This is a genomic window from Bacillus sp. TH50, assembly GCF_016650565.1.
In the GTDB taxonomy this organism is placed as follows: Bacteria; Bacillota; Bacilli; order Bacillales; family Bacillaceae_G; genus Bacillus_A; species Bacillus_A mycoides.
This window is the reverse complement of record NZ_JAEKFM010000003.1, coordinates 747,831-773,569: the sequence shown is the minus strand read 5'-3', so window position 1 is coordinate 773,569 and position 25,739 is coordinate 747,831. Positions and strand designations below refer to the sequence as shown.

Annotated in this window: 22 protein-coding genes, 4 pseudogenes and 1 riboswitch; of the genes and pseudogenes, 18 read left to right on the top strand and 8 right to left on the bottom strand. The window is 35.2% G+C overall.

What is annotated here, in order from left to right:
- Positions 1 to 427: 427 nt before the first annotated feature.
- The 10 genes and pseudogenes from JFU23_RS04065 to JFU23_RS04020 all read left to right on the top strand — a co-directional run bounded on the left by JFU23_RS04065 (position 428) and on the right by JFU23_RS04020 (position 11,505).
- The gene (locus tag JFU23_RS04065) at positions 428 to 1,255 is read left to right on the top strand and encodes an endonuclease I family protein (RefSeq protein WP_201031440.1); all 828 of its coding nucleotides are present in this window, start codon (positions 428 to 430) and stop codon (positions 1,253 to 1,255) included.
- 284 nt (positions 1,256 to 1,539) lie between these two features.
- Entirely contained in the window at positions 1,540 to 2,028 is a 489-nt protein-coding gene (rraA, locus tag JFU23_RS04060; RefSeq protein WP_016091792.1) for a ribonuclease E activity regulator RraA, read from the top strand.
- Positions 2,029 to 2,848: 820 nt separating this feature from the next.
- Positions 2,849 to 4,525 carry a DUF4430 domain-containing protein gene (locus JFU23_RS04055; RefSeq protein WP_201031439.1) on the top strand — a complete coding sequence of 559 codons (1,677 nt, stop codon included), beginning with the start codon at positions 2,849 to 2,851 and terminating at the stop codon, positions 4,523 to 4,525.
- Between the two features lie 123 nt (positions 4,526 to 4,648).
- The gene (locus JFU23_RS04050) at positions 4,649 to 5,473 is read left to right on the top strand and encodes a DUF4430 domain-containing protein (protein WP_201031438.1); all 825 of its coding nucleotides are present in this window, start codon (positions 4,649 to 4,651) and stop codon (positions 5,471 to 5,473) included.
- Positions 5,474 to 5,496: 23 nt separating this feature from the next.
- The gene (locus JFU23_RS04045) at positions 5,497 to 6,375 is read left to right on the top strand and encodes an energy-coupling factor transporter transmembrane component T (protein ID WP_033710053.1); all 879 of its coding nucleotides are present in this window, start codon (positions 5,497 to 5,499) and stop codon (positions 6,373 to 6,375) included.
- Positions 6,348 to 7,718 (top strand): annotated as a pseudogene (locus tag JFU23_RS04040) (ABC transporter ATP-binding protein); the annotation flags it as partial. The gene JFU23_RS04045 and the pseudogene JFU23_RS04040, both read left to right, overlap by 28 nt.
- 640 nt (positions 7,719 to 8,358) lie before the next feature.
- Entirely contained in the window at positions 8,359 to 9,489 is a 1,131-nt protein-coding gene (locus JFU23_RS04035) for an RNA-guided endonuclease InsQ/TnpB family protein (protein WP_201031437.1), read from the top strand.
- A gap of 141 nt (positions 9,490 to 9,630) precedes the next feature.
- Positions 9,631 to 9,924: pseudogene (locus JFU23_RS04030) on the top strand (ABC transporter ATP-binding protein); the annotation flags it as partial.
- Entirely contained in the window at positions 9,897 to 10,598 is a 702-nt protein-coding gene (locus tag JFU23_RS04025; RefSeq protein ID WP_201031436.1) for an ECF transporter S component, read from the top strand. The pseudogene JFU23_RS04030 and the gene JFU23_RS04025, both read left to right, overlap by 28 nt.
- Before the next feature lie 184 nt (positions 10,599 to 10,782).
- Complete coding sequence (locus tag JFU23_RS04020) at positions 10,783 to 11,505, top strand: YwiC-like family protein (protein WP_063219356.1); 723 nt, start codon at positions 10,783 to 10,785, stop codon at positions 11,503 to 11,505.
- Between the two features lie 31 nt (positions 11,506 to 11,536).
- Here the strand turns inward: JFU23_RS04020 and JFU23_RS04015 are convergent, their stop codons facing one another.
- Positions 11,537 to 11,728 carry a hypothetical protein gene (locus JFU23_RS04015; protein ID WP_002084448.1) on the bottom strand — a complete coding sequence of 64 codons (192 nt, stop codon included), beginning with the start codon at positions 11,726 to 11,728 and terminating at the stop codon, positions 11,537 to 11,539.
- Between the two features lie 121 nt (positions 11,729 to 11,849).
- A riboswitch (SAM riboswitch) is annotated at positions 11,850 to 11,948 on the top strand.
- Positions 11,949 to 11,986: 38 nt separating this feature from the next.
- Here JFU23_RS04015 and JFU23_RS04010 point away from each other — a divergent pair.
- From JFU23_RS04010 to JFU23_RS03995, 4 genes are all read left to right on the top strand, one after another.
- On the top strand, positions 11,987 to 12,307 hold the full coding sequence (locus tag JFU23_RS04010; RefSeq protein ID WP_002110869.1) for a hypothetical protein: 321 nt from the start codon (positions 11,987 to 11,989) through the stop codon (positions 12,305 to 12,307).
- A 264-nt stretch (positions 12,308 to 12,571) separates the two neighbouring features.
- Positions 12,572 to 12,961 (top strand): SWIM zinc finger family protein, encoded by a 390-nt coding sequence (locus JFU23_RS04005; protein ID WP_201031435.1) that lies wholly within the window; start codon positions 12,572 to 12,574, stop codon positions 12,959 to 12,961.
- Positions 12,962 to 12,983: 22 nt separating this feature from the next.
- Complete coding sequence (locus JFU23_RS04000) at positions 12,984 to 13,559, top strand: NAD(P)H-dependent oxidoreductase (protein ID WP_201031434.1); 576 nt, start codon at positions 12,984 to 12,986, stop codon at positions 13,557 to 13,559.
- The gene (locus JFU23_RS03995; protein WP_201031433.1) at positions 13,556 to 13,909 is read left to right on the top strand and encodes a group-specific protein; all 354 of its coding nucleotides are present in this window, start codon (positions 13,556 to 13,558) and stop codon (positions 13,907 to 13,909) included. Before JFU23_RS04000 ends, JFU23_RS03995 begins: the two co-directional genes overlap by 4 nt.
- A gap of 40 nt (positions 13,910 to 13,949) precedes the next feature.
- Here the strand turns inward: JFU23_RS03995 and JFU23_RS03990 are convergent, their stop codons facing one another.
- The 3 genes from JFU23_RS03990 to JFU23_RS03980 form a co-directional block, all read right to left on the bottom strand.
- A complete protein-coding gene (locus tag JFU23_RS03990; RefSeq protein WP_201031432.1) occupies positions 13,950 to 15,296 on the bottom strand; it encodes a short-chain fatty acid transporter in 1,347 nt (448 codons plus the stop codon).
- Positions 15,297 to 15,764: 468 nt separating this feature from the next.
- Positions 15,765 to 16,112, bottom strand: coding sequence for a VOC family protein (locus JFU23_RS03985; RefSeq protein ID WP_002128251.1), 348 nt, complete (start codon positions 16,110 to 16,112; stop codon positions 15,765 to 15,767).
- A 305-nt stretch (positions 16,113 to 16,417) separates the two neighbouring features.
- Entirely contained in the window at positions 16,418 to 17,842 is a 1,425-nt protein-coding gene (locus tag JFU23_RS03980) for an amino acid permease (protein WP_078182085.1), read from the bottom strand.
- Positions 17,843 to 18,105: 263 nt separating this feature from the next.
- Here JFU23_RS03980 and JFU23_RS03975 point away from each other — a divergent pair, with 263 nt between their 5' ends.
- The 3 genes from JFU23_RS03975 (at position 18,106) to JFU23_RS03965 (ending at position 21,645) form a co-directional block, all read left to right on the top strand.
- Entirely contained in the window at positions 18,106 to 18,855 is a 750-nt protein-coding gene (locus JFU23_RS03975; protein ID WP_137058891.1) for an IclR family transcriptional regulator, read from the top strand.
- 76 nt (positions 18,856 to 18,931) lie between these two features.
- Positions 18,932 to 20,572, top strand: coding sequence for a M20/M25/M40 family metallo-hydrolase (locus JFU23_RS03970; RefSeq protein ID WP_201031431.1), 1,641 nt, complete (start codon positions 18,932 to 18,934; stop codon positions 20,570 to 20,572).
- Positions 20,573 to 20,976: 404 nt separating this feature from the next.
- Positions 20,977 to 21,645 carry a protein kinase family protein gene (locus JFU23_RS03965; RefSeq protein WP_080118267.1) on the top strand — a complete coding sequence of 223 codons (669 nt, stop codon included), beginning with the start codon at positions 20,977 to 20,979 and terminating at the stop codon, positions 21,643 to 21,645.
- A 271-nt stretch (positions 21,646 to 21,916) separates the two neighbouring features.
- Here the strand turns inward: JFU23_RS03965 and JFU23_RS31320 are convergent.
- The 4 genes and pseudogenes from JFU23_RS31320 to JFU23_RS03950 form a co-directional block, all read right to left on the bottom strand.
- A pseudogene (locus tag JFU23_RS31320) lies at positions 21,917 to 21,994 on the bottom strand (GNAT family N-acetyltransferase); the annotation flags it as partial.
- A gap of 364 nt (positions 21,995 to 22,358) precedes the next feature.
- Positions 22,359 to 22,892 (bottom strand): GNAT family N-acetyltransferase, encoded by a 534-nt coding sequence (locus JFU23_RS03960; RefSeq protein WP_201031430.1) that lies wholly within the window; start codon positions 22,890 to 22,892, stop codon positions 22,359 to 22,361.
- Positions 22,893 to 23,054: 162 nt separating this feature from the next.
- On the bottom strand, positions 23,055 to 23,204 hold the full coding sequence (locus JFU23_RS03955; protein WP_170972744.1) for a hypothetical protein: 150 nt from the start codon (positions 23,202 to 23,204) through the stop codon (positions 23,055 to 23,057).
- A gap of 433 nt (positions 23,205 to 23,637) precedes the next feature.
- Positions 23,638 to 23,894, bottom strand: a pseudogene (locus tag JFU23_RS03950) (IS4 family transposase); the annotation flags it as partial.
- 366 nt (positions 23,895 to 24,260) lie between these two features.
- Here JFU23_RS03950 and JFU23_RS03945 point away from each other — a divergent pair.
- Positions 24,261 to 25,430: a serine hydrolase domain-containing protein gene (locus JFU23_RS03945; protein WP_201031429.1), complete on the top strand. Its 1,170-nt coding sequence runs from the start codon at positions 24,261 to 24,263 to the stop codon at positions 25,428 to 25,430.
- Positions 25,431 to 25,739 lie beyond the last annotated feature (309 nt).

Sequence of the window (25,739 nt, the reverse complement as noted above, 5' to 3'; positions counted from 1 at the left end):
GTTGTGAACTCAGAATTAACAAAGTTTCTTTAATTAAAATAGATTGGTGCCTTACATGGTATCCCATCTATTTTTGTACGTATTCTACAGAGGAAGAAGGGTTTTACACAAAAAATAAAGACAGTTATAGAAAAAAGAAAAGTCGAACGATTTATCAAATATGCATAATTGCATAAAAAAATTGAAATTTATAAGTTAACATTAAACTACTTTTTAATTGTAAAGAATATTTTAATAATCTTTACTAGAGAAGGATATTCCTTGTGAAAAGTAGATAAACAAAAAGTGTGGAAATAATACAGACTCAATAGAGTTTTGTATTAAATAAAAAGAAAAGGATGGGTATGGCTTTCTAAAAGTTTTTGGGGGCTAGAAAGCATTTTTTAGTTAATAGCTTCAAATTATATTTTAAAGGGGAAATGGGTATATGAAGTTTAGAAATACAAGGCTTGCTATGGTTACACTATCTTCGTTTTTTATTTTAGGTTCTGCATCTCTATCATTCACAGATATCATACACGGTGAAGTAGCTTCTGCATCACCACAAGAGATTATTGTAAAAAGCTATGACGATACATATTATAATAATGCAATAGGAAAAATGGGTTTAGAATTAAAGAAGGAACTTCATAATATTATTGATGATCATACAAAGTTATCATACAGTGCGGTTTGGGAAGCACTAAGAGATACTGATGAAGATCCAAATAATAAAAACAATGTGCTACTCTTATATACTGGGCGTTCGCAAGGGAAACTTACGAATGGTTCAGGAGTTGATAATTGGAACCGAGAGCATGTTTGGGCAAAATCACACGGTGATTTTGGAACGACTGCAGGAGCTGGAACAGATTTGCATCATTTAAGAGCGACGGATGTATCTGTAAATAGCTCACGTGGAAATCTGGATTTTGATAATGGTGGTGTGAATCATTCAGAAGCGACAGAATGTAAGTACGATAGTGATTCTTGGGAACCTCGTGATAGTGTAAAAGGAGATATCGCTAGAATGCTATTTTACATGGCTGTTCGTTATGAAGGAGACAACGGCGAAATAGACTTAGAACTAAATGAAAAGGTGAATAACAATAAAGATCCATACATGGGTAAACTATCCGTTTTACTAAAATGGAATGAACAAGACCCGGTAGATGATTTAGAGCGAAAGCGTAATGAAGTGATTTTTACGAAATATCAACATAATCGTAATCCTTTTATTGATCATCCGGAATGGGTAAATAAAATTTGGAACTAAGATTTTTAAAGAATTTTTAGTGACATTATACTTTGACAGAAGGGATTGATCATTATGATCAATCCCTTCTTATGTTTATGCTAGAATAAATGGTTTTCATAGGAGTGGAATAGATTATAATAAAGCTTTTTACTTAAAGCAATAGTTTCAAGTGGTAAGCTTTATTTTCCTTCATTTGTATATGACTTTCACCGCACATACAAATTCTTGCAACGTTAGACAGGGAAACGAAAATAATCCAAGAATATGTTATATAGAAAGAATAAGGAAAAGAGGGGAAAAAGATGTGGAAAACTACGGATCTATGTGATGAATTTGAAAAGGAATTACAAATATGTCGCCAGTCTTTTCGGTCTTTCGGGAAGAAAAAACAATTCTATGGGAAAATCGCAACGGTAAAAGTGAAGGATGATAATGTACTAGTAAAAGAGGGGTTACAAACACTGCCGGAAGGTACAGTATTAGTTGTTGATGGCGGAGCTTCTAAAAATTGTGCGTTACTCGGTGATAATTTGGCAGCTATTGCGGAAGAAAGAAACTTAGCAGGAATTATTGTAAATGGGTATGTTCGTGATTCTAGTGAATTAAAAAATATTAATATTGGTATTGTAGCGTTAGGGACAATGCCAAATAGAAGTGTAAAAGAAGGAAAAGGAGAGCGAAATATTTCATTGCAATTTGGTGAAGTCGAATGGAAACCGAATGAATATGTTTATGTAGATGAAGATGGAATTATAGTTAGTGATAAAAGCTTACATAGTGAGGGTAACTAACTGTTACGATTTATTTAACCAATTATAACTAAAGTTAATTAAATATATCAGTAAGCCCTGCTAGTCAAGTGTCGGAATTAACAGGGTTGCATCCTAGTAGTCAATGCAATAGCCATCACGATAGAGATTTGAATGCTTCGATAAATTTATCAAGATGGGTAAAATAATCGCTTGATAATAGGAGGTAACGATACTGCCTCGTGTGGAGTGTTAAACCCCTCGTCCCTTCGGGGTTGCGAGAACACTTTGAAGCACTAACTTGTGTAAATTTGATTGAATTGTATAGATTTAGTTAAGTTTATCGTATCGGATGACTTCTATTAATGGAAGGCTAATAAGCTATTATTCTTAGAAAATAAATCCGATAAAGCATGGACAAAATTCTTTGTCAATAGTAAAATAATACAGAATTTAAAAATTACAGAATGTATAAGTTTATCGATTTACGATAAAGTGAAACTTTAATCAGTGGGGATTTTGTTCATCCCCACTGATTATTAGCCTTCACCAATCGGGCATTTACGGGCAGTTGATCCCCACATAACTTCTTTGCTTTCGCTGAATTTGAGGTGGGGGTCTTACTGCTCGGCGAATAGCGGGATAACTTGAAAAGGAAGTAAATTTTTCCTAGAAAAGTGAATGTTATCACAATGGTGCGTTCATAAACGAAATTATTTTTCCTATACAAATATAGCCGCGAATAATGCGGGTAGGAGGTGTTGTACATTTTTGTTCGACACTTACAAAAAGAGAGTGTCAACCGCATACCCTTAAAGGGTCTTTTTTTGTGTGAATGTTAGTAAAGGGAGGGAATTTTGGGATGGCAATGTTAAAGAAATGGCTGCTTACATCATTAATGGCAGTGGCACTTGTATTTGTTTCTTTTGCGAATACAGTACATATTACGTTTGCTGAAGGAAAGACAGCGAAACTTGCAATTATTGGTGAATCACAAAAAGGAATTATGTTATGTCCGAAAGAAGTTTCCATTGAAGATGGAGAAACAGCTTTTAGTTTGCTACAAAAAGTTATGGGTGACAAAGTAACATCTGAAAGTATGTCATTTGGAACGTATATAAAGGGCATCGATGGATTAATGGCCGGAGCAACGAGCGGTTGGTTGTATGATGTAAATGATAAATCTGCAGAAGTTGGGGCGGATAGTTATAAATTAGAGTCTGGGGATGTTGTTGCATTTCGTTACGTTGCAGACTGGAGCAATATGAGTCAACAAACGTTGCAACAAACGTTAGATAAATTTGGCACTTGTAAAACTGTAGAAGAGCCAAAACCAGAGGAACCGAAAACAGAAAAACCAGATGGTAAACCAGAAGATAAAGTAACAGAACAACCAAAGGAAGAGAAAGTTGAAATTCCAGCAGCACAATTAAACGAAGCGATTTCTAAAACGTCAGAAAAGATGTTACAAGATGGAATTGGTAGTGATTGGGTTGCGATTGGACTTGCTCGTTCAGGTGTAAATGTTCCGCTTGAAACGAAAATAAACTATGTTAAGCCAGTAGCTGAAAAGGTTAAGAAGCGTTTAAATCGTTTTTCAGCAACAGATTTAGCTAGAACGATTATTATGATGAATGCAATGAATGTTGATCCTACAAAGGTAGAGGGACAAAATTTAGTACAAAATTTATTTGAATCAGATAAAGTGAATTCCGTTACAGGATACGCATTTACATTACTTGCATTAGATACAAAGAAATATGAGATTCCGGCCGAAGCAAAATGGAATCGAGCTGCTTTAGTACAAGCACTTTTACAAGCGCAGCATATAGACGGTGGCTGGACATATGATAGTTCAAGTAGTAAAGAAAGTGCTAGTAACGTTGATGTAACAAGTATGGTATTAGCAGCATTAGCTCCTTATCAAGATCAAGCAGATGTAAAGCCAGCTATTCAAAAAGCTGTTGATTATTTATACAAGCAGCAGCTAGGTAATGGTGGTTTTACCGCTGATGGACAAGAGAATTCTAATAGTACTGCACAAGCAATTATTGGACTATCGCTAGTTAAAGATGTAGATCACGATCGTCTTAATAAAGCAGTACAAAATTTAATGTCATACCAGCTTCCAAATGGTGAGTTTAAATGGTTACCAAGTGATCAAAAAGGTAGCGGAATGGCTACAGAGCAAGCATTTTTAGCGTTACTTCAGTTTAAAGATCTTGGAAAATCGATTTATGATTGGTCAAATGTAATAGAGAATGAAATTGATACGAAACCAATTGTAGAGCCAGAGACAACTGTAGAAGAAAAAGAAGTTGTAGAACAGCCGAAACAACAAGAAGAGTTACAAAAACAACCAAAAGATGAAAATCTAAAAGTTGTTGTAGATAACGAACGAGTTAATAAAGAAACAAACAAGAATAAGAATCAATTACCACAAACAGGAGCATCTTCTCATAGTGCACCTACACAAGTAGGTATGGGTGTATTATGTATCGCTTCTGCATATGTATTATGGAGACGTAAAGCAGCTTAACAAAAATTAGGAGCAATCATTTGCTCCTAATTTTATTATAAAAGTGAGGGCTAATAATGAGTGGGGATGAACAAAATCTCCACTCATTAAAGTTTCACTTTAATATGAAAGGTGAGGGACAGCATGAGTAAGATGAAATGGTTCATTTCTTTAGTTCTTTCATTGGGATTATTAGCCGGATGTGAAGAAACGGCTGTAAAACCTGAGAAGAAGGCAGAACCGAAGCAAGAAGAGCAAAAAGAAGTAGCGAAACAGGAAGAACAAAAAGATGTACCGAAACCGGAAGAGAAGCAAGCTGAACCGGAACAAAAACCACAAGAAGAGCAGAAAGATAAACAAGAACAAAAAGTAGAAGAGAAACTGAAAGAAGAAAAAGCGCAGGAACAACCTGAAGTAAAGAAAGAAGAGAAACCAAAGGAACAGCCTGCTGCAAATAAACAACCAGAGCAACAAAAAGTACAAGAAGAGAAACCACAGCAGCCGAAAGCACCAGAAGTAAAAGAAGAAGCAAAGGTTGTTAATCAGCCAAAAGAAACACCGAAGCAGGAGCAAAAGAAAAATCCAGAAGAGAACAATAGTGTACCAACTCCGCCACCACCGGTACCACCACTAAACCCAGTACCACCACCAGTACCACCAGAACCTAAAGCGAAACAAGTAACAATCTCAGTAAAAGGAAATGAAGGATACTTATTAGGTGCGAAAAAGGTTGATGTACAAGAAGGCGACACAGTTTACAGTGTGCTAACGGGCACAGGACTAGAGGTTGATGCAATGGGCTCTAAAGGTGATATTTATGTAAAAGGTATTAATGATTTATACGAGAAAGATATTACTACTACTAGTGGCTGGAAATATCGTGTGAACGGTGCTTTTCCAAACTATAGTGCTGGTGTAGTTAAAGTAAAACCAGGCGATACAATCGAGTGGGTGTTTGTATTAAAATAGGAAAGGATCTTCGGTAAAGGACTATGAAAATAAGCTTTTCTTCTTTACATCCTTTTGTTAATTTTTTCTATTATATTGGGGTGATGATACTATGTATGATGTGTCTTCATCCTCTTTTTTTAATTGGAGCGATTATACTAATAGTAATCTTAAATATAGTACAAGGAAATGGCGAGAAAATAAGAAACATGCTGCCAAGTACTATCGTATTCTTTCTAATGGTAATTTTATTTAATTCTTTATTAACGCATAGAGGGGCGACTACGTTATTTTGGTTAGGAGATAGCCGGATTAAGCTTGAGGCAGTTATGTTTGGGCTTGTTATGGGGTTATTATTAGTTGCGATTATGTTTACGTTTGCTTCTTATAACGATATTATTTCGAGTCATAAATTTTTATATTTATTTTCAAGAATTTCACCGAAAGTAGCATTGTTAACGATGATTACAGTGAGGTTTGTTCCTTTGTTTATTAGGCGGTTAAAGAAAATTACACTCGTCCAAAAAACGAAAGGTGTGCAATTAGATTCAGGTTCACTCATTGAGCGTATAAAAAATGGAATGAAATTACTGCAAGTGTTATTAGTTTGTTCGTTAGAAGATGCACTTCAAACGGCAGATTCTATGCAAGCTCGTGGGTTTGGTGTAACGAAGCGTACGACATATATTCGATATAGAATGGAAAGACGTGATTTGTATACGCTAAGTTATTTAGTTTTTCTATTAATAACTTCATTTATATTTAGTTATTATGGCGGAGGGAAATTGATTATCTATCCGAAAGTGGAATCAATACTGTTCCAGCAATATGATGGAATGATGTTTTTCCTATTTATGATGTTTATTAGTTTACCAATTATGATGGAAGGAAGGGAATCGATATGGTGGCGCATGCAGAAATAAAGAATTTATCATTTATATATGCTTATGAAAATGAAGAAGCGTTACAGCATATTTCTCTTTCTGTTCAAAAAGGAGAATTTATAGTACTTGCTGGCGGTTCAGGTTCTGGGAAGACAACTTTATTAAAACATTTTAAAAAGGAATTACTGCCAATTGGCACGCGTTCAGGAGAGATATTTTATGATGACGTTTTATTAGAGGAAGTACCTGATTTATTATCTGCACAAGACATTGGTATGGTATTTCAAAACCCAGAAAATCAGCTCGTAATGGATACAGTGATTCAAGAATTAGCATTTTCTTTAGAAAATATCGGGTTACCATCACATATTATTCAAAAAAGAATAGCGGAACTTATTAGCTTTTTAGGATTTCAAGATTTGTTACATCAATCTGTTCATACTTTATCTGGTGGTCAAAAACAACTAGTAAATTTAGCAGCAGTATTAGTCATGCAGCCGAAGTTATTATTACTGGATGAACCGACAGCGCAGCTAGATCCGATTGCTGCAAAAGAGTTTTTAGGATTATTAAAACGTATTAATGAAGAACTTGGAATTACGATCGTTTTAAGTGAACATCGTCTGGATGAAGTGATACCACTTGCAACACGCGTTATTTGTATGAATAACGGCCGAATCGTTTATGATGGTAGTCCTAAAACGGTTATAGCTAACATGTGGGAAGTTGAAAAGTTCCGTCCATTTATCCCGCAAATTCCAAGATTGTTTTTAGAGTGGAATGTAGAAGATATTCCGTTTACAGTGCGAGAAGCGCAAATGAAAATGAATGATTTTTCAGCGATATCATATAGGGATGGGCAAGTAGAACAGTGTGAAAAGCAAGAAGTGATCTTAAGTGCAGAACATATATCTTTTCAATATGAGAAAAATAGTCCCCTTATTTTACGAGATTTAACAGTGAACATCGAAAAAGGAAAATGGACAGCTCTAGTTGGGAAAAACGGAACCGGGAAGTCTACACTGTTAACGATTTTAGCAGGATTACAAAAAGCTAGAAGAGGGAAAGTAAAGTGGAGTGGAAAAGTGATACATAAAATTGATTCGAAAGAACGATTTAAAAGTATAGGATATGTATCGCAGCACCCATACTATCATTTTACATTTGATACAGTGTGGGAAGAAGTGTATGAACGTGCAAGTGAATTATACGGAGAACAAGGAAAAGAAATAGCAGAAAATATGCTAAAACAGTTTTGGTTATATTCGCTTAAAGAACGTCATCCGCATGATTGTAGCGGCGGGGAACAACAATTACTCGCATTATGTACAACGTTATTATCAAAGCCGACTTTATTATTGCTTGATGAACCGACAAAGGGTAACTAACTGTTACGATTTATTTAACCAATTATAACCAAAGTTAATTAAATATATCAGTAAGCCCTGCTAGTCAAGTGATTGGCTAGTAGTGAGGGTTAACTGCGGGCAATCCCTAAAGCTGATTGAACTACAACGTGGCTAGAAATAGCGAGCGTGAATGTTGCGAAAGCAGAAAAAATCAATCAGATCGTGCAAGGTTAAATCCTAAACACTAGAACAATGGGTCTTCCGCCTCGAATCATCTAAGTCAAAATGGATAAGATGAACGTTCAACGACTATCTCGTATAACTGACGAGAGTACACCACAAGCCTATGGTGGTGGAAAAATCCTCTATCCCTAAAGAGATAAACATATAGTCTGCGCTCATGTGAAAACATGAGAAGTTCATAAGAGAACTGGCTAAGGAATTGCGCCCTTAGTTGAACAAGATAAATTTTATTGAATCTATCAAACTTCATTGAAAGTATCGAACGTATGTGCTATGTTTGGTTCAATGAGGTGAGAATAATAATGAAATTTTCACGAGTTAGTCAAGTATCAGAATTAACAGGTTTGCATCCGAGTAATCTAAGGAGAATGCTGGTGGAACACGCTACTATTCAGAAGAACAAATCTTTCATTAAAGGAGTTAAATTCTGATGATATTGGCGAAGAAAGTCAGACTAATTCCAACGCCTGAACAAGAAAAAGTGCTTAGAAACCATGCTGGTGCTGCAAGATTTGCTTATAACTATTGTAAAAGAATGAGTGATAGATACTATAAGCTATTTGGAAAATCTGTTTCACAGTTAGCTTTACAGAAACGATTTACAAAGATCAAGAAGCGAAAGAGATATGAGTGGTTAAAAGACATTAATGCACAAGTGCCCAAACAGGCTTCAAAAGATTTTGATACGGCGAGAAAACATTCGTTCAAAAAGTACAAAAATGGTTATCACACTTCTTATAAATCCAAAAAAGATTTAATCCAAGGATTTTATGCCAATTATGAAAGACTGATTATAGGAAAGAAAGTAGTTGATATTCAGTCCATTGGAGAAGTGAAAACAAGCCAACAACTACCAAGAAACAAAAAACCATCAAATCCAAGAGTTACCTTTGATGGTCGTCACTGGTGGATTAGTGTAGGATTCCAAGAAGACTTTGAATTACAAGCACTAACCAATGAGTCGATTGGTGTGGATGTTGGTTTAAAAGAGCTGTTTGTAGCTTCTAATGGTATGAAAGAACGAAATATAAACAAAGATGCCAAGGTTAAAAAACTTTTGAAAAGGAAAAAGTCAGCACAAAGAGATATGTCTAGGAGATTTAAAAAAGGTGTAAAAATTCAATCTGCCGGATATGAAAAAGCTAAAACTGAGCACCTTCGGTTATCTAGGAAAATTACGAATATCCGAAATAACCATATCCATCAAGCAACAGCTAAATTGGTGAAAACCAAACCAATGAGGATTGTTGTGGAAGACTTACTTATCTCAAACCTGTTAAAAAACAAAAAACTATCGAAAGCATTTTCATTTCAAAAATTAAACTTCTTCTTTCAATGTTTATCATACAAGTGCGAGAAGTATGGCATTGAGTATGTAAAAGCTGATAAATGGTTCGCCTCAAGCAAGATTTGCTCAAGTTGTGGAGTAAAATACGACCATTCAGTTCAACCAGAAGGACAGTGGAGTTTAAAGATTCGTGAATGGGACTATGTTGGGTGCAATAGCCATCACGATAGGGATTTAAATGCGTCGATAAATTTATCAAGATGGGTAAAATAAATGCTTGATAATAGGAGGTAACGATACTGCCTCGTGTGGAGTGTTATACCCCTCGTCCCTTCGGGGTTGCGAGAACACGATGAAGCACTAACTTGTGTAAATTTGATTGAATTGTATAGATTTAGTTAAGTTTATCGTATCGGACTAGATCCATGGAAAAAGGAAAGAGTAGGAGAGCTATTTAAGCAGTTGCAAAAAGAAGGTACAACAATTGTAATGGCAACGCATGATATTGAGTTTGCAGCGAAATACGTTGATCAGTGCATGATGTTATTTGACGGGAAAGTCATTATGAATGATGCACCGAAAGAGTTCTTTAGTGGTAACTTCTTTTATACAACATCTATTAATCGATTCATCCGTAGAGAGTTGCCATTTGCATTAACGTGGGAGGATGTGTACGAAGCGTGTCCAAACGATATGTTGCATTCATAATATTTATTTTTGCTGTTGTAATATGTACACTACTCTTTACGACTCTTATTATGGACGGGTATTACATGGTAAGTAGTTTGTTTTTATTAGCTGTCATTATGTTACCTTTCTATATTCGTTTTGAAAGGAAGGCGTTTGTTTCACGTGAAATTGTTATCGTTGCTGTGTTAGCGGCGATTGCAGCGGTTAGCCGGGTACCATTTTCTATTTTACCAAGTGTACAACCGACTTCTTTTGTCATTATCGTTTCTGCAATTGTTTTTGGGAGTGAAACTGGCTTTATGATTGGGGCAACGGCGGCTATTGTATCTAACATTTTTTTAGGACAAGGTCCGTGGACGCCGTGGCAAATGTTCTCTTGGGGCATGATAGGGTTTATAGCTGGATTACTTCGAAATACATTTTTGATGAAAAAACTATGGGGACGACTCATATATGGATTTATCGTTGGATTTTTATTTGGCTGGATTATGAATTTTTGGGGACTTCTTGGTTTTATACAGGAAGCAACGTGGGAAACAATTATTGCCTACTATATCGCAAGTTTTTACTTTGATCTGAGTCACGCAATATCGAATGTTATTTTCCTTCTGTTATTTAGCACGTCATGGATTACGATCCTCACAAGATTTAAAAAGAAATACGGTATATTAGATGAGCATAACGTGACATAGAAAAGCATACTCATATAAGGTAGGGTCGCGACTTACATATTCGTTTGCCTCTTTCATGCTTCTTACATATTGTAAGGAGCATTTTTTATTGTCAAAAAATAGATCTAATATATATCCGTTATTATATGAAATTATTTGTATAATAGTAGGTGAGAACTATTTTCAAGAGGGAGGTGTATAGTTAATGAAGTTAGTTATTCCGAAGCAACATGGAGCATGGGCGATGCTTGTCATACCATTTCTATTAAGTGTATTACTTGGTAAACCTACTTTTTATCATATCCCATTGTTTTTAGCCTGGTTCTTTATCTATCTAGCCACGTATCCATTTCTCATGTACATAAGGCAAAGACGAAAAAAAGAATTTCTACACGCTACAATTGTTTATTTTATCATTGCATTTGTATTTGGGATGATTTCTTTATTATATGAATGGCGAATTCTTTTATTCGCAGTATTAATGATTCCATTGTTTATTGTAAATATGTATTACGCTCATCAAAAAAATGAACGAGCATTACTAAATGACATTTGCGCGATTATAGTGTTTTGTATAGGCGGCTTAATAAGTTATTATTTCTCCATGAAATTTATTGATAGAACAGCATTATTCATTGCGCTTATTTCATTTCTATATTTTTTAGGAAGTACCTTTTATGTGAAAACGATGATTCGTGAAAAAAATAATCCGAAGTATCGTTTTATATCTTGGGGATACCATATTGTATTAACGGTAATTGTATTTGCTATAAATCCATGGTGTTCACTCATATTTGTACCAAGTGTAATTCGGGCCATTATGTTGTATGGCAAAAAGATTTCTATATTAAAAGTAGGGATTTTAGAAATCGTTAATTCTGTATATTTTTTAATAATAACGGTAATAATGATGAAGTATGCCATTTGAAAAAAACTTCCCATCTTTTGATGGGAAGTTTTCATTCTTGTTCTAAAATGTGAACGGTGTAATCGCAACGTTGAAGAGCTTGCTCTACAGCGTAAAGTGATTGTTCAATACGTGCACGATTAAAATCTTCTTCAACAGTTTGTAATGCATCTTCTAAACAATGTTTCGCTTCTTGTAAGGAATGAAAAGAATCTTGTACGTATCCACGAGCATTCTTTTTCAAAGTAGTAGCCTCCTTTTGTACATCTTTTTGTAGTATGAACAATAAAGAAGAAAATATAATTATTTATATTTATTTGACAATTATAATAAAATTACGTATAGTTAAATTTAAAGTGAATATTTTCTTATCCAGAGAGGTGGAGGGACTGGCCCGATGAAACCCAGCAACCGCGATGCAGGTGCTAATTCCAGCAGAACATATTTGTTCTGGGAGATAAGACGAAGATATACGTAACTTCTTCTTATCGGAGAGGTTTTTTTGTTGCAAAAAAACCGATTACGAAAACATATAATAAGAAGAAAGGGGTTGCGAAGTACTGTGACACTCGAAAAATACGTAAAACTGCGTAGTACAGTTTATGAATATATGATAGAGCAAGATAAGCCAATATCATTGTTAGATATTCAAGAACATATCGTTTCGCATCATGAAGGAAAATTCACTAAAAAAATGTTACATCAATTTTATTTATCAAGACTATTAGATGAACTCAAACTGGATGGGAAAATTACTTTAGCTGATGATGAATATCGCTATGCTGAAAAAGGGGTATTTTATAAGGCGGGAAAAGGGAGCTAAGCTCTCTTTTTGTCTTGAAATAACGAAGTATGTAGCGTAAAAGACTGCTAAAGCAGCCTGATACAAGGGAATGGGTGTTGAGTGTGTAGTGTCAAAGATTGAATGTGCCTGAAAGAGGCACTTCATATCGGCTGCAAATGAAAAGAGACACCTTCGCCGAATAGGTGTCAGTCGTTTTGTCACGTAGACTCGCTACTTGACAGTTATTAGAATAACATGAAGGATTTTGGAAGTCAAAAGGGAATTAAAGGAAGAGGTGTTGTTATGTACGCATATTTATTAAAAGAACTACATAGGTATATTCCGAAATACATTGTTGATAGAGGATATGAATATTATGAAGAGGGACATGTAGAAGATGTTGAAATACACGACAAGAAAGTATTTGCTTTCGTTACTGGAAATGCAGGGAATTATGAAGTGATTATTGATCTTGAAGATTTTGCAGAAAGCAGCTGCGAGTGTCCTTATGAAAATTATTGTAAACATATGGCGGCAGTTGTGTATGAAATTCAAGGTGCTGGTGAGGGTACAGTTAAAGAGCAATTGAAAGGTTTAGAAAAACAAGAGTTACTAACAGTATTAAATCGTTTGTTACAAAGTTCGAAAAATGTGCAAATTGTAGAGAAGATGTTAAAGAAGGAGAAACTTTAACTAAAGAGGGAGTTGTTTTGTAGTGAACGTACTAATTATATACGCTCATCCTAATCCTTCAAGCTTTAATGGGGCAATTTTAGAGCATGTGCAAAAAGGACTTGAGGAAACAAATCATTCTGTTACGCTACTTGATTTATATAAAGAACAATTTGATCCAGTGCTTGTATTTAATGAAGAGAAGAAAAGACGTGATTTACTAAATGAAGAAGAGACGAAGCGATATAGAGAATTAGTGCAGAAAGCGGATATTCTTCTTTTCATATATCCGATATGGTGGTGGGGCATGCCTGCTATTTTTAAAGGATTTATCGATCGTATTTTTGTAGCTGGATTTGCTTATAAATATGAGGGGTCATTACCGAAAGGCTTATTTAAAGGAAAGAAAGCGTGGGTTATTAATACGTTAGACTCACCGTTATGGTACGTGGCCCTATTATATCGATCAGCGGATTGGATTATGATGAAAAGAGGGGTTTTACGTTTTTGTGGTATTCGCGATATAAAACGTTCTACTTTTCAATCTGTGAAAACGAGTAAACTAGAGAAGCGTGAAAAGTGGCTATTACAAATAGAAGAAGCGGCTCGTACATTATGAATGAAATCGATCGTATTATAAAGTGTTGCAATTGTGATGACGAACTTTTGCGTACGTATATTAATTGTTTAGTCCAATTGAAGAAATACAGCGAAACGTTTCAACAAATTCAAATACAATTAAGAAATGATTATTTAATAAGAGGGATTTGTGAAAGAGAAGTTGATGAGGTAATAAAGGGAAGTGAAGAATGCGAAACGTATGTTCTCCCTAAAGTATTGCAGTGGAATTTCCTTAAGAACAATCCTCATATGATTGAAAAAGTATGTGAAGATTTGTTTACATATGAAGCATTAAATCATGCAGAGGTAGAGTGGAGAAAGGTAATAAGCTGTATAGATAATGAATGATTTATTATATAAAAAAGCTAGTATAAAACTAGCTTTTCGTTTAAATAAATAAGAAACATAGACTAATGATAAATCCTGCATATAGTAAGTTAACAACACAAAATCCCATAATATCACGCGCGCTTAAACCAGCTATCGCTAATGCCGGTAATGCCCAGAAAGGTTGAATTAAATTTGTCCAAGCATCGCCCCATGCAATTGCCATCGCTGTTTTCGCGGCAGGTACACCAAGTTCAGCGCCAGCTGGAATCATAATTGGTGCTTGCACTGCCCATTGACCGCCTCCAGATGGAACGAAAATATTTACAATGCCAGCACTTAAAAATGTAAAGAGCGGGAATGTGGTTTCATTTGAAATACTAATAAAGAAAGTAGAAATAGCTCCTCCAAGCGAAAGACCTTCACTATTTACTCCAATCATCATCCCCATAATTCCAGCATAGAACGGAAACTGAAGTAAAATACCTGAAGCACTCTTAGTTGAGTCAGAGAAAGCGCGAATATATTGAATCGGAGTACGGTGGAAAATAAGACCGGCAATTAATAACATAAAAATAACGATATCAAGTGTAAGGTTAAAGCCTTTCGTACTAAAATAGTTAAAAATATAAATAAGACCTAATAATCCGATGCAAAGTGTAATAATCATACTATTTTCCATTTTTTCAGCGAACGTATTGTTCCCTACTTCTTGAGCGGCAGCTTCTTCATGGAATACGCTAGGATCTACAGTTATCGTATGTTTTTCATCTGGGTGCATGGCCCGGTTAATGAGAGGCATCGTAACGAGAAAAATAATAACTGGCACGAGTGCGTATGGTGAGAATAACGTTTCTGTTATTGGAATCGCTTCTTTAATACTCCCAGCGGTCGTTTTGATTAACGTTTCGCCTCCTGTTGCTAACGTAAGAGGGATAGAAGCAGAAAGGCCTGCATGCCAAATGAGAAATCCAGAGTAGGAAGAAGCAATTGCTAACCTATAATCTAATCCTTCTAACTGTCTGGCCACTTCTTTTGCATATAAAACAGATACAACAATACCAAATCCCCAGTTTATGTATGCTCCTAGTAAACTTACAATTGAAATTGCGATAATACCTTGGCCATTCGTTTTCGGTAGTTTCGCTGCTTTCGTTAATCCTTTTTTAATAAGAGGAGCGTTTGCTAATGCAGATCCTGTCACGAGTACAAGAGCCATTTGCATAGAAAAAGCGAGAAGTCCCCAAATTCCATTGCCCCAGTGATTAATCATTTCTACAGGTGTTTGGCTCGTTGCAAACATACCGAAGAAGATAACGAAAACAGTTAATAAAAATGATAAAATAAACGGTTCTGGTAAGAAACGCTGCACAAGAGCAACACATCCATTTGTAAATGAACGAAACAAAATAGCTCAACCTCCTTATGTATGTTTATTACAATGTTCGAGGTTGTTTGGGGGATAACCTTTAATGTGTAGAAAATTCAGATATCTAAGGCCACTTAATCTTGTGTGTGGGACAATATTTTTATACAATTTTTAGAAATAATAGGATGACTTTTTATGGTTCTGGTGCGGAAAATTCAAGATCCTTGCAAGTAATCTCTTAAGCTTGGACATATTGAAAGTATGACTCTAAAACAGGTGCGTGATCAGTATGGAAAAGGAAAATTTGTTTAAATGGAAGAAAGAGGGTTATCAATAGCTAACACACAGGAAAATGCGAATTTACAACACTAAGAAGTTTTAATCCATAAAAAAGTGCACCTCCGATTGTTAGACTGTATCTAATAATCGGAGGTGCACTTCAAAGGAATCAACTTTTTTTATTGAACTAAAGCATCCGTTAGCTGAATAGCAAATGATTAAAATTCACTATTTCTCCCAAAGCTCAATCAGTCGTCCTTCAGGATCTTTAATCCAAATAAACTTTCCAAATTCACTAATCTCTTCTTTCTTTTCAAGGGGTACACCAATTTGTTCAAGATGCTGAATAGTCTCGTTTAGATTATGTACTTGGAAATTTAACATCACTTGTTGTTCTGTAGGAAAATAACTGTCATTCTCGGCAAAGAAAGAAAAGATAGTCTCAGTTCCTAATTCGGGTTTAATCACAGTCCCATTCCAATTTTCTATTTCAATCTTCAACACTTCACTGTACCATTTTTTTATAACATCAAGATTGTTAGTTCTCCAAAATATTCCTCCGAAACCTTTTATCATCGTATCTAACTCCTGTCTGACTTTTAATTTTTAATGTGACGTAGTATGTATTTAATATATCAAAACAAAAGAGTAATAGTAAGGAAAATCAGCAACTTATGAACAGTAAACATAATTGCGGGTAATGTAGCATTTACTACATTAACGATACCGACATCATCCTTCTAATAGTATGGGGAAAATAGGGGAACTGTTCCTGGGAAAATGAATGAAGGAATGATAAAAAGGTAATAGAACAAGCGTCAATGATAAAAGACCGCATATGAAGTAAAAGCAATGTGCGGTCTTTTAAATATCGTACAGTATTAAGAAGTTTCGCTAATTTTAGTTTCTGTATGAGTGTTAGTAGCAATTCTTTTCTTTATCTTAAAGTGATAGTAGGTGTAGCAAAAGATGATAAATGGTACAGTGCAATAGATTCCTAGTCTTTGACTTGGGATAAAGATAAGACTTATTAATATAATGCCATACAATCCAAAACCAAGAATTGGTACAAGTGGATAAAGTGGAGTTTTAAATTTTAAGTCTTCTAATTTTCCACCTTCGGCTAAATAATGTTTACGGAAAAAGAATTGAGAAACACAAATTGACATCCAAACAATAATTGTAATGACTCCAGAAATTGAAATGAGCCATAAGTAAACTGTTTCAGCAGCTACAACGCTTGTCAAAAGAGAAAAAGCAGAAATAGCTATCGTCAAGATTAAAGCGTTTAGAGGTATCCCTCGTGATGATAATTTCTTTAAAAAGGCTGGAGCCATATCATTTTTTGATAATGACCAAAGCATTCGAGTTGCGGCGTACAGTCCTGAGTTTGCGACAGAAAGAACAGCAGTAAGAATAACAAAGTTCATAATATCAGCTGCATATGGAATACCTATATTATCAAATACAGCAACAAACGGACTCTTTGTTAATCCTGCCTCTTCCCAAGGAATTAAAGCCACGAGAACAAAGATTGCTAAGACGAAGAAAAACATCGTGCGCCATATTATATTTCTAATAGAACGAGGTAAAGTCTTTGCTGGATCTTCACTTTCACCTGCTGCGATTCCAACAAGTTCTGTACCTTGGAAGGAATAATTGACTGTAACCATTGTTAATAAGATAGCGGCAAGTCCATTTGGGAATAAACCACCATGATTTACGAAATTTGAAAGAAGCGGAGCGGGTTCGTTTCCTTTTAAATCAATAAAACCGAACATAGCGGCGCCGCCAAGAATAATGAAAGCAATAATGGCAGATACTTTTATACTTGAGAACCAAAATTCTGTTTCTGCATAACTACGAGCGGATAATGCGTTAATAGTGAATATTGTAACACCAAATATTAAACACCAAACCCAGACAGGAATATCAGGAAACCATCGCTGCATTGTAATACCAGCAGTGGTAAATTCAAGACCAGTCGTATTCGCCCAGCTTAGCCAATACAACCATCCGATGGTAAACCCAGTTGCGGGATTGATGAACTTAGTGGCATATTCCTGGAAGGAACCTGAAACTGGCATTGCTACAGCAAGCTCACCAAGACATAGCATAACGAGATACATTAATAATCCACCGGCCATAAAGGCAAGTACGGATCCACCAGGTCCAGCTTGACTTATAATAAAACCAGATCCGTTAAATAACCCCGTTCCAATCACACCACCGAGTGCAATCATGAATAAATGTCTACCTTTCATCGTGCGCTTTAATTCATTGTTTGTATTGTTTACTTGCGTCATTGTTTTCCTCACTTTCATAATTGGTAGTATGAAAATTGATGTTTTTCCGTATTATGGAATGTATTCCGTGATGTGAAATCTTGTTCTAATTTTCAGATAATTAAAAAGAAAAGTCAATATTTTTTTGTTTGCGTTTTCATTTTTTGATAGTGTTATATCTCTATTTTTAGAAAATTAAATAAATTAATTGATTTCAGTTTGAATTTTTGATAAATTGATAGGTAATTAGGCTAAACATACTACAAGTAAAGTTGAGGCGAGTTATGGTACAGTCCATTGATCGAGCGATAGGTATTATTAAGTTACTGAATTCTACAAATGAAAAAGAGTATTGGGCTATTTCTGATATAGCTGATAGAACACATCTCCCGGTTAGTACAGTACATAGGTTACTGAACTCTTTAATGGAGCATGGATTAGTTACGCAAATTTCAGAAACAAAACAGTACAAGATTGGACCAATGTGGATGGAAATAGGATTACGTCAATTGGAGAAGGTAGACTACAGATCTGTTGCAAGAGAAGTGATGAAGCGTGTGGCCTCTGAAGTTGAAGAAAGTGTTTATTTGAACATTCCAAATGGAACACATTCTATTATCATTGAAAGAATTGATAGCCCTTTAAAAATTCGAGTTATCGATAACTTAGGGGAACAGATTCCACTTTCGATTGGAGCCGCAAATAAAACGATGCTTGCCAATATGAACACGAATGAAATGGAACACATTGTAGAACATTTACTTTCTTCTTTACCAGAACAAAAGCAAATTCTTTTCGATCAAATAAAGCAGATCAGAAATGAAGGATATGCTGTGAGTTATGGTGAAAAAACAGAGGGGACAGCTTCAGTAGCTGCACCTATTATAGGATTTAATCATAAAGTAGTAGGAGCATTAAGTGTTGGGTTAATTAGTCATCGAATTAATGATAATCGACTATCTTTTCTTATTAGTAAGGTAAAACAAGCAGCTCATGAAATATCAGTAAAAATCGGCAGTACATCAGAATTATAATTTTGATAGCTGTCGTCATTTTTTATTCATATATTGGAATTGATTTTCATAATGCGGAAAAATAGGGGGGATTTATATGTCAAAGTGGCAATCTAAAGACCAATTGGTTCAATTATTAAGCAATCTTGTTGAAATTCCTAGTATTACAGGTTCAGAAGCTGAAGTTATATTGCCAGACTTTGTTGTAGAACAATTATCTGACTTACAGTATTTCAAACAAAATCCGCATCATTTACAAAAAAATCCGACGGGGGATGGACGATATTTTGTTACAGCCCTAGTAAAGAAAAGTGATAGTACGAAAAATACTGTAATTCTTGTTAGTCACTTTGATGTTGTAGATGTACAGGATTATGGAGTGTGGAAAGAAGATGCATTTAACCCTAAAAAATTAACATCTATGTTTTATTCTCATAAAGATGAGCTACCAGATCATGTACGTGAAGATATAGAACAAGGAGATTGGCTCTTTGGTAGAGGAACAATGGATATGAAATGTGGTCTAACTTTACAAATGGCGATGGTTGAGCAAGCTTGTGAAGGAAGATTTGATGGGAATGTTCTTTTATTGGCTGTTCCAGATGAAGAAGTGAACTCTGTAGGGATGAGAGCTGCTGTTCCAAGATTATTAGACTTAGCAAAAGAACATGACTTAGAGTATAAAACGGTCCTAAATTCAGAGCCTATGTTTTCAAGACATCCTGGTGACCAAAATAAGTACATTTATACTGGTTCTATTGGTAAGGTGTTACCTGGTTTCCTTTGCTATGGAAAAGAGACACATGTAGGCGAACCTTTTGCAGGATTAAATGGGAGCTATATGGCTGCATTATTAACAGCGGAATTAGAGTTGAATACGGACCTTTGTGATATTGTAGAAGGGGAAGCGAGTCCACCACCAACTAACTTGCTTCAAAGAGATTTAAAGGAGGATTATTCTGTACAAATTCCTCATCGTGCTGTCACATTATTTAATTTGTTTTTACTAGAAAAAACGATGACAGATGTAGTTTCATTGTTACGCCAAAAAGTAACGAAAGTAGCAGAGAAAATCGAAGAATCGTATGAGGAGCGAGCGTATCATTTTTCTAAGTATAATCCGTTCATACCGCCGAATCTTAAAGTAAATGTATTAACGTATGAAGAGCTTATCGCTTATGCAATTGAACAACATGGAAGAGAAAAAATAGATGAAATTCAATCCGATATTATAAAAAATAGAGAAGATAAAGATGATCGTGCAGTAACTATTGATTTAGTAGACAAATTATCTATCTTATGTAAAGAAAAGGCTCCAATGATTGTACTTTTCTTTGCGCCGCCATACTATCCAGCTGTGAGTTCACGCAACAATCCTTTAATTAAAGAGGTAGTTGTAGAAATGGAAAAGTATGCCCACTATAATCATAGCATTACATTTGAAAACCAAAATTATTTTGGAGGAATTTCAGATTTAAGCTATGTGGGCTTACAAAACCCATTGGATTCAATGAGTTCTCTTGTAGACAATATGCCATTATGGGATAAAGGTTATTCGATTCCACTAGAGGAATTAGAAGAGTTTGACGTTCCAGTATTAAATATGGGACCAGTAGGAAAAGATGCACATCAATGGACGGAGCGTCTGGACGTAAATTACGCATTTGAAACGTTATTAGATATGTTACCTATATGTATTGAAAAACTACTTGTTTCTAATAAAGTTACACAGTCATAGTGTTTGCAATAAGAGCGAGAAAAGGACCGTAGTGATACGGTCTTTTTTTCGTAATGAATAGTTTGAAACCTTAGATTTATGAAATTGTGATGTGAGAATTCTCCTTAAAATAGATTCGCAATAAACTATTTAGAGAGAGTAGATATGGCTTGTACACTTTTTGTAACGGTATTTGCTGAGTTTTTGTATAATATAATTATGTGAAGTTAACATAACTTATTGTATCAATAATATATATTTGCGTAGAATATCCATTTTAAGATTTTGAAGTACCCCCCTAAATGAAAAATTTATTTCGCTACAGTTAGTTACTTAGTGAAGTCTGCTCATTTTTTTCGTATTAGGGAAGAATGTACTTTTTAACTTAATGGGTATGGGGTAGTACCCCTTGTAGCAAAACCGGAGTGGGAATGATGAGTATAAATAGTTTTGTGAGATTGATAAAGGACGAATTATTAAAAGAGGTAAGCATAAGAAGTGAGGATGAATTCGAGCCTATAGTAGTTAAAGATATTCCTAGACTTTGGAAGTGTTTAGGGACAGGTAATTATGCCGCAGTATTTATGCACAAAGAATACAAAGATTGGGTAGTGAAAGTTTACGCGCGAGAAGGAGAAGGAATTGAAAAAGAGTCAGAAGTATACCGAAGAATCGGAAATCATCCTTCTTATTCGAATCTTATATATAAAGGAGAAAATTTCATAGTATTGAAACGTTTAAAAGAAATTACCTTATACGATGCTATCCATAAGGGGATTAAAATTCCTAAGCAGGTAATCCTTGATATCAATGAAGCTATAGAGTATGCAAGGGAGCAAGGATTAACTCCTTGTGATGTTCACGGAAAAAATGTGATGATGGAAAATGGAAGGGGATATGTAGTCGATGTATCTGATTTCTTAAAAACAAAAGAAGATAGTAAGTGGAGAGACTTAGAAAAGGCATATTTCACCTTTTACTTGCCTTTCATTTATAAATTGCCTTTCCCTGTTAAAATACCGTATTTCATGTTAAACATTGTTAGACGTTCATATAGAAAATATAAGAAGCTTACAAAGAAATTCAAATTGTAAAAGGACCACATACTTATCTTTAGGTTAGATAAGTGAACCACTAGTAAACAAAAGGACCGTACATTTTAGATATGTCTAATATGTACGGTCCTAATTTTATAACTTCATGAAGTAATTTATTTATAAAACGATTGTAACGATAGAATATACCCATTTCAGTACATTTCATTTTAAACATATTGATGTACTATAGTTCTAAACAAATCACAATAATGGATTAGAAGGGGAATAAACTATGTACACAGACGCAATTGAGTATTAAAATTTCAATCTAATTTACCTTTGCATAGATGCAGGTATCAGTTAGTTTTTTACTGTCAGCTGAAAGATCTTCATTACTTGACACTCCCACCCCTAAAGGGGCCAGCTGACTAACGTCAGTGGGATTCTTGCTACCAAAGGCGAAGTCCATTTCTGGTATCGCTGACGTGCAAGATTGCGGTGTGCCATCACCACTCCCACAACAGACCATATAGGTTCGTGGGCTACGGTACTGTGACCATACCGTACAGATTGTTCGTTCTCAACTGTTTTTACGTCTTTTGCATGACGACTTAATACATTTTACGGAGTAGAAGAATTGGCTACCCCAACCTCATATGTATTCTATTTTCAGAGAACAGTCGTTTTAGAGTCTTTTGCATGACTATGAATAAAGTATACCATGTTTTGCTATGCAAAAACGATGCTTTCATCCCATGTCTAAAGACGGACTAAAGTCCTGCGTGGGCTTTCCCGTATCGTAAATTCTGTAATATCCCTTCAAGCTCAAAACCTAGTTTTTCAGGGATCGCACGACTTTTAGTGTTATTAGATTCACAGCGTATTTCAATCCTTCTAAATTTGAGTAACTGAAATCCAAGATTTGTTAACTCACTTACTACCTCTGTCATATATCCATTGCCACTAAATTGCGTGTTAATCCAGTATCCAATTTCACATTTAGAAATTTTCCAATTAATTCCGTGAAGGCTAGCAGTTCCAATAAAATCATTAGTATCCTTATGATAGATAAGATAGCGAAAGCTTTCTCTTTTCAAAAAATCTATATGGGCATTTCTCAGGAGAATTTCCGTTTCTTCAACAGTAGGAATTGACTGAAATAAAAGCAACCATTGTTTTAACTCATTAATCGAATCCTTAATAGCTTGGTGTACGACATTCCCATCACCAGCTTGAAGTGGTGCTCGAAGAATTAGTCTGTCTGTTTCTATTTGTAACGGAACATCTAATAAAATAGAATTCATATCATTTCTCCTCTCGAAAACTTTAAATTATGACAGAATGAAACTTATATAATAAAAAAACTTTCACCCAAAAGAAATAATTCTTGAGGACGAGAGTTGCAATTTCGTGGTACCACCTCAGTTGGTTGATATGTCACCATATCAATCTCTTCGGGTACGTTATTATGATAAATAAATTAAAAAACACCCTATCTCACTAACAGGAGATCCCGTCACAGCAGCACTATAAGTTATTATAGAACCGTGCGAAGCTCCTAGTCTTTCTTCATTAAAAACTTGATATGTAGCAATACAGCAAAGCTTATCCCCCATAAAGGGACCTCCCAAAAATTAGTAAACAATAAATGTATATTCAATTAATCACTTAAAAATTCCTTTTCACATATTGAAAACCAAACTGCCAGTTGGTACAAAAAATGGCTACCGAAGCAGCCTTAGGTTGTTTAACTCATGCATGCGTTAGTTGAATAAGGAATTATTATTTTTCATCTATCAAATTCCAACCTTTGTCTTTTGCATAATGGGGTAGCACCACATTCCTATCAACTTAAGAAAAGTTAACACCCCACAAACAAAAAATGAGCTGACTTCTCAAAAAAACTAACTGTAGAGAAAGAAAATTTTCATTTAGGGGGTACTTCAAAACCTTAGCTTGATGGGCTTTTTTCTTTTTTCTAACGATCCAGTGTAAGTTCTTTAAATATTTTCATACCAGATAAACCCTATTGGGTTTTAATTTTTTGGATTACGCTACATGCTTGTGAGGCATAGAAAGGTTATATACGACGCCTAAGATATCAAAGACGGTTTCTTCTCATACCTATGGGATTTTCGTCCGTTTTTCTGTAAGAGATCAAACAGACGAAACAATATCTTTGTTAATTCTTTGGTGTCTTTTTGTAGAGATTCATAAATAAGTAGAAAATAATCTTTTATGATATAAATCGCTTTATATTCGCTTAATTCTCGTTTCTTCTTGATGAGAATTAATTGGCACATTTGAGACACAGAAGCTATTTTGAACGTAAGGGATTTGTAAGGAATAGGTAAGGAAAAAGAGATTTTCATTGTGTATGATGAAAATATAAAGAAGCATGAAAGGAGGAACAGATATAACTTATATATGAAAAACAAACCAGTTAATAAGAGTGTTTCATGGAAAAGAAATAATTTCTGAGGTTAACATACATGCAAAAAGAGGGATTTACCGTTTATTAGGACAGAATGGAGCTTGTAAAAATAATCATTATGAAGATGATTACGAATTCAATGTTGACTTTTTGTCATCGGTAGAGATGATAGCTGTGTGGTGAGTATGAAATATCAAGCAACCACCTATACAATATGAATAGAGGAGAGGAATGCCTTATGAAAACACGTAGTCAAATTACATGTGCAAGTCTTGCCCTTTTAATAGCTGGAAGTTCCCTGTTATATACAACACCAGCCTCAATTGTAAAAGCAGAGCCCACTCAAAATGTATCTAGTTCGTTACAAACAAGCACCCAACGAGATCGTACTTCCGTCAAGCAAGCAATGCGGGATACATTGCAACTTGGATACCCGGGGATACTTGCTAAAACTTCTGAGGGTGGAAAAACGTGGAGTTATGCCGCTGGGATAGCGGATCTGAGAACCAAGAAACCAATGAAAACAGATTTTCGCTTTCGCATTGGGAGTGTGACGAAGACGTTCACCGCAACAGTTGTACTTCAATTAGCTGGAGAGAATCGCCTGAATCTAGACGACTACATCGAAAAATGGTTGCCTGGTGTCATTCAAGGAAACGGATATGATGGTAACCAGATTACTATCCGGCAGATATTGAACCATACAAGTGGTATCGCTGAATACTCAAGGTCAAAAGACGCTGACTTTACGGATACAAAAAAATCGTATACGGCTGAAGAGTTAGTGAAGATGGGGATTTCTCTGCCCCCAGACTTTGCCCCAGGAAAGGGCTGGTCTTATTCAAACACAGGATACGTATTACTAGGTATTCTTATTGAAAAAGTAACCGGAAACAGCTATGCGGAAGAGATTGAAAGTCGGATTATTGAACCGCTTGAATTGTCGAATACATTCCTACCAGGCAATTCAAGCGTTATTCCAGGCACTAAGCATGCCCGTGGATATGTCCAACCAGACGGAGTAAGTGAGCTAAAAGACGTTACTTATTATAACCCAAGTGCAGGTAGCTCAGCTGGAGATATGATTTCTACTGCTGACGACTTAAATAAATTCTTCTCTTACTTGCTCGGGGGTAAATTACTGAAAGAACAGCAACTAAAACAAATGCTTACTACAGTTCCTACAGGAAAAGAAGGAATCGATGGATATGGTCTTGGAATCTATGAAACTAAGCTTCCAAGCGGTGTCTCGATATGGGGACACACAGGTGGCATTCTAGGGTTTACTACTCTTGTTGGAGGTAAACTTGGAGGCAAGCATACGTTGGTCGCCAATTGGAATAGTTTGGGTAGAGCTGACAGTCCTAATCCTTTTAAAAATATTTTACTTGCTGAATTTGGTAAGTAGGTAAAAAGGAAAAATTTTTTTCATAGTTTTCATAGTTAAAAATATACTTTTCTAGTTCAAAAGCCCCAACTTATTTTCAAAAAAATTTGGGGCTTTTTTTGTTTTGGTGGCGTTTATTCTTCTTAAATAGATAGATATGTATGGTGACTCCTATATGTAATATTGCATATAAGAATGTGTCGATGAAAATGAAAGCGATTACTATAATAGGGACATAAAGATAAATCACATCTTAGCAACAACAAAAGAGGAGGAAATAATATGGAAATCGCAATGGCAGTTTTGAAATTTTTAGGTGGAGTAATTCCA

What these genes read in the sequence shown, in the direction of transcription:
- JFU23_RS04065 (WP_201031440.1), top strand. Translation starts at nt 428, where the DNA reads ATGAAGTTTAGAAATACAAGGCTTGCTATGGTTACACTATCTTCGTTT.
- rraA (WP_016091792.1), top strand. Translation starts at nt 1,540, where the DNA reads ATGTGGAAAACTACGGATCTATGTGATGAATTTGAAAAGGAATTACAA.
- JFU23_RS04055 (WP_201031439.1), top strand. Translation starts at nt 2,849, where the DNA reads ATGGCAATGTTAAAGAAATGGCTGCTTACATCATTAATGGCAGTGGCA.
- JFU23_RS04050 (WP_201031438.1), top strand. Translation starts at nt 4,649, where the DNA reads ATGAGTAAGATGAAATGGTTCATTTCTTTAGTTCTTTCATTGGGATTA.
- JFU23_RS04045 (WP_033710053.1), top strand. Translation starts at nt 5,497, where the DNA reads ATGAAAATAAGCTTTTCTTCTTTACATCCTTTTGTTAATTTTTTCTAT.
- JFU23_RS04035 (WP_201031437.1), top strand. Translation starts at nt 8,359, where the DNA reads ATGATATTGGCGAAGAAAGTCAGACTAATTCCAACGCCTGAACAAGAA.
- JFU23_RS04020 (WP_063219356.1), top strand. Translation starts at nt 10,783, where the DNA reads ATGAAGTTAGTTATTCCGAAGCAACATGGAGCATGGGCGATGCTTGTC.
- JFU23_RS04005 (WP_201031435.1), top strand. Translation starts at nt 12,572, where the DNA reads ATGTACGCATATTTATTAAAAGAACTACATAGGTATATTCCGAAATAC.
- JFU23_RS03995 (WP_201031433.1), top strand. Translation starts at nt 13,556, where the DNA reads ATGAATGAAATCGATCGTATTATAAAGTGTTGCAATTGTGATGACGAA.
- JFU23_RS03985 (WP_002128251.1), bottom strand. Translation starts at nt 16,112, where the DNA reads ATGATAAAAGGTTTCGGAGGAATATTTTGGAGAACTAACAATCTTGAT.
- JFU23_RS03980 (WP_078182085.1), bottom strand. Translation starts at nt 17,842, where the DNA reads ATGACGCAAGTAAACAATACAAACAATGAATTAAAGCGCACGATGAAA.
- JFU23_RS03975 (WP_137058891.1), top strand. Translation starts at nt 18,106, where the DNA reads ATGGTACAGTCCATTGATCGAGCGATAGGTATTATTAAGTTACTGAAT.
- JFU23_RS03970 (WP_201031431.1), top strand. Translation starts at nt 18,932, where the DNA reads ATGTCAAAGTGGCAATCTAAAGACCAATTGGTTCAATTATTAAGCAAT.
- JFU23_RS03960 (WP_201031430.1), bottom strand. Translation starts at nt 22,892, where the DNA reads ATGAATTCTATTTTATTAGATGTTCCGTTACAAATAGAAACAGACAGA.
- JFU23_RS03955 (WP_170972744.1), bottom strand. Translation starts at nt 23,204, where the DNA reads ATGGGGGATAAGCTTTGCTGTATTGCTACATATCAAGTTTTTAATGAA.
- JFU23_RS03945 (WP_201031429.1), top strand. Translation starts at nt 24,261, where the DNA reads ATGAAAACACGTAGTCAAATTACATGTGCAAGTCTTGCCCTTTTAATA.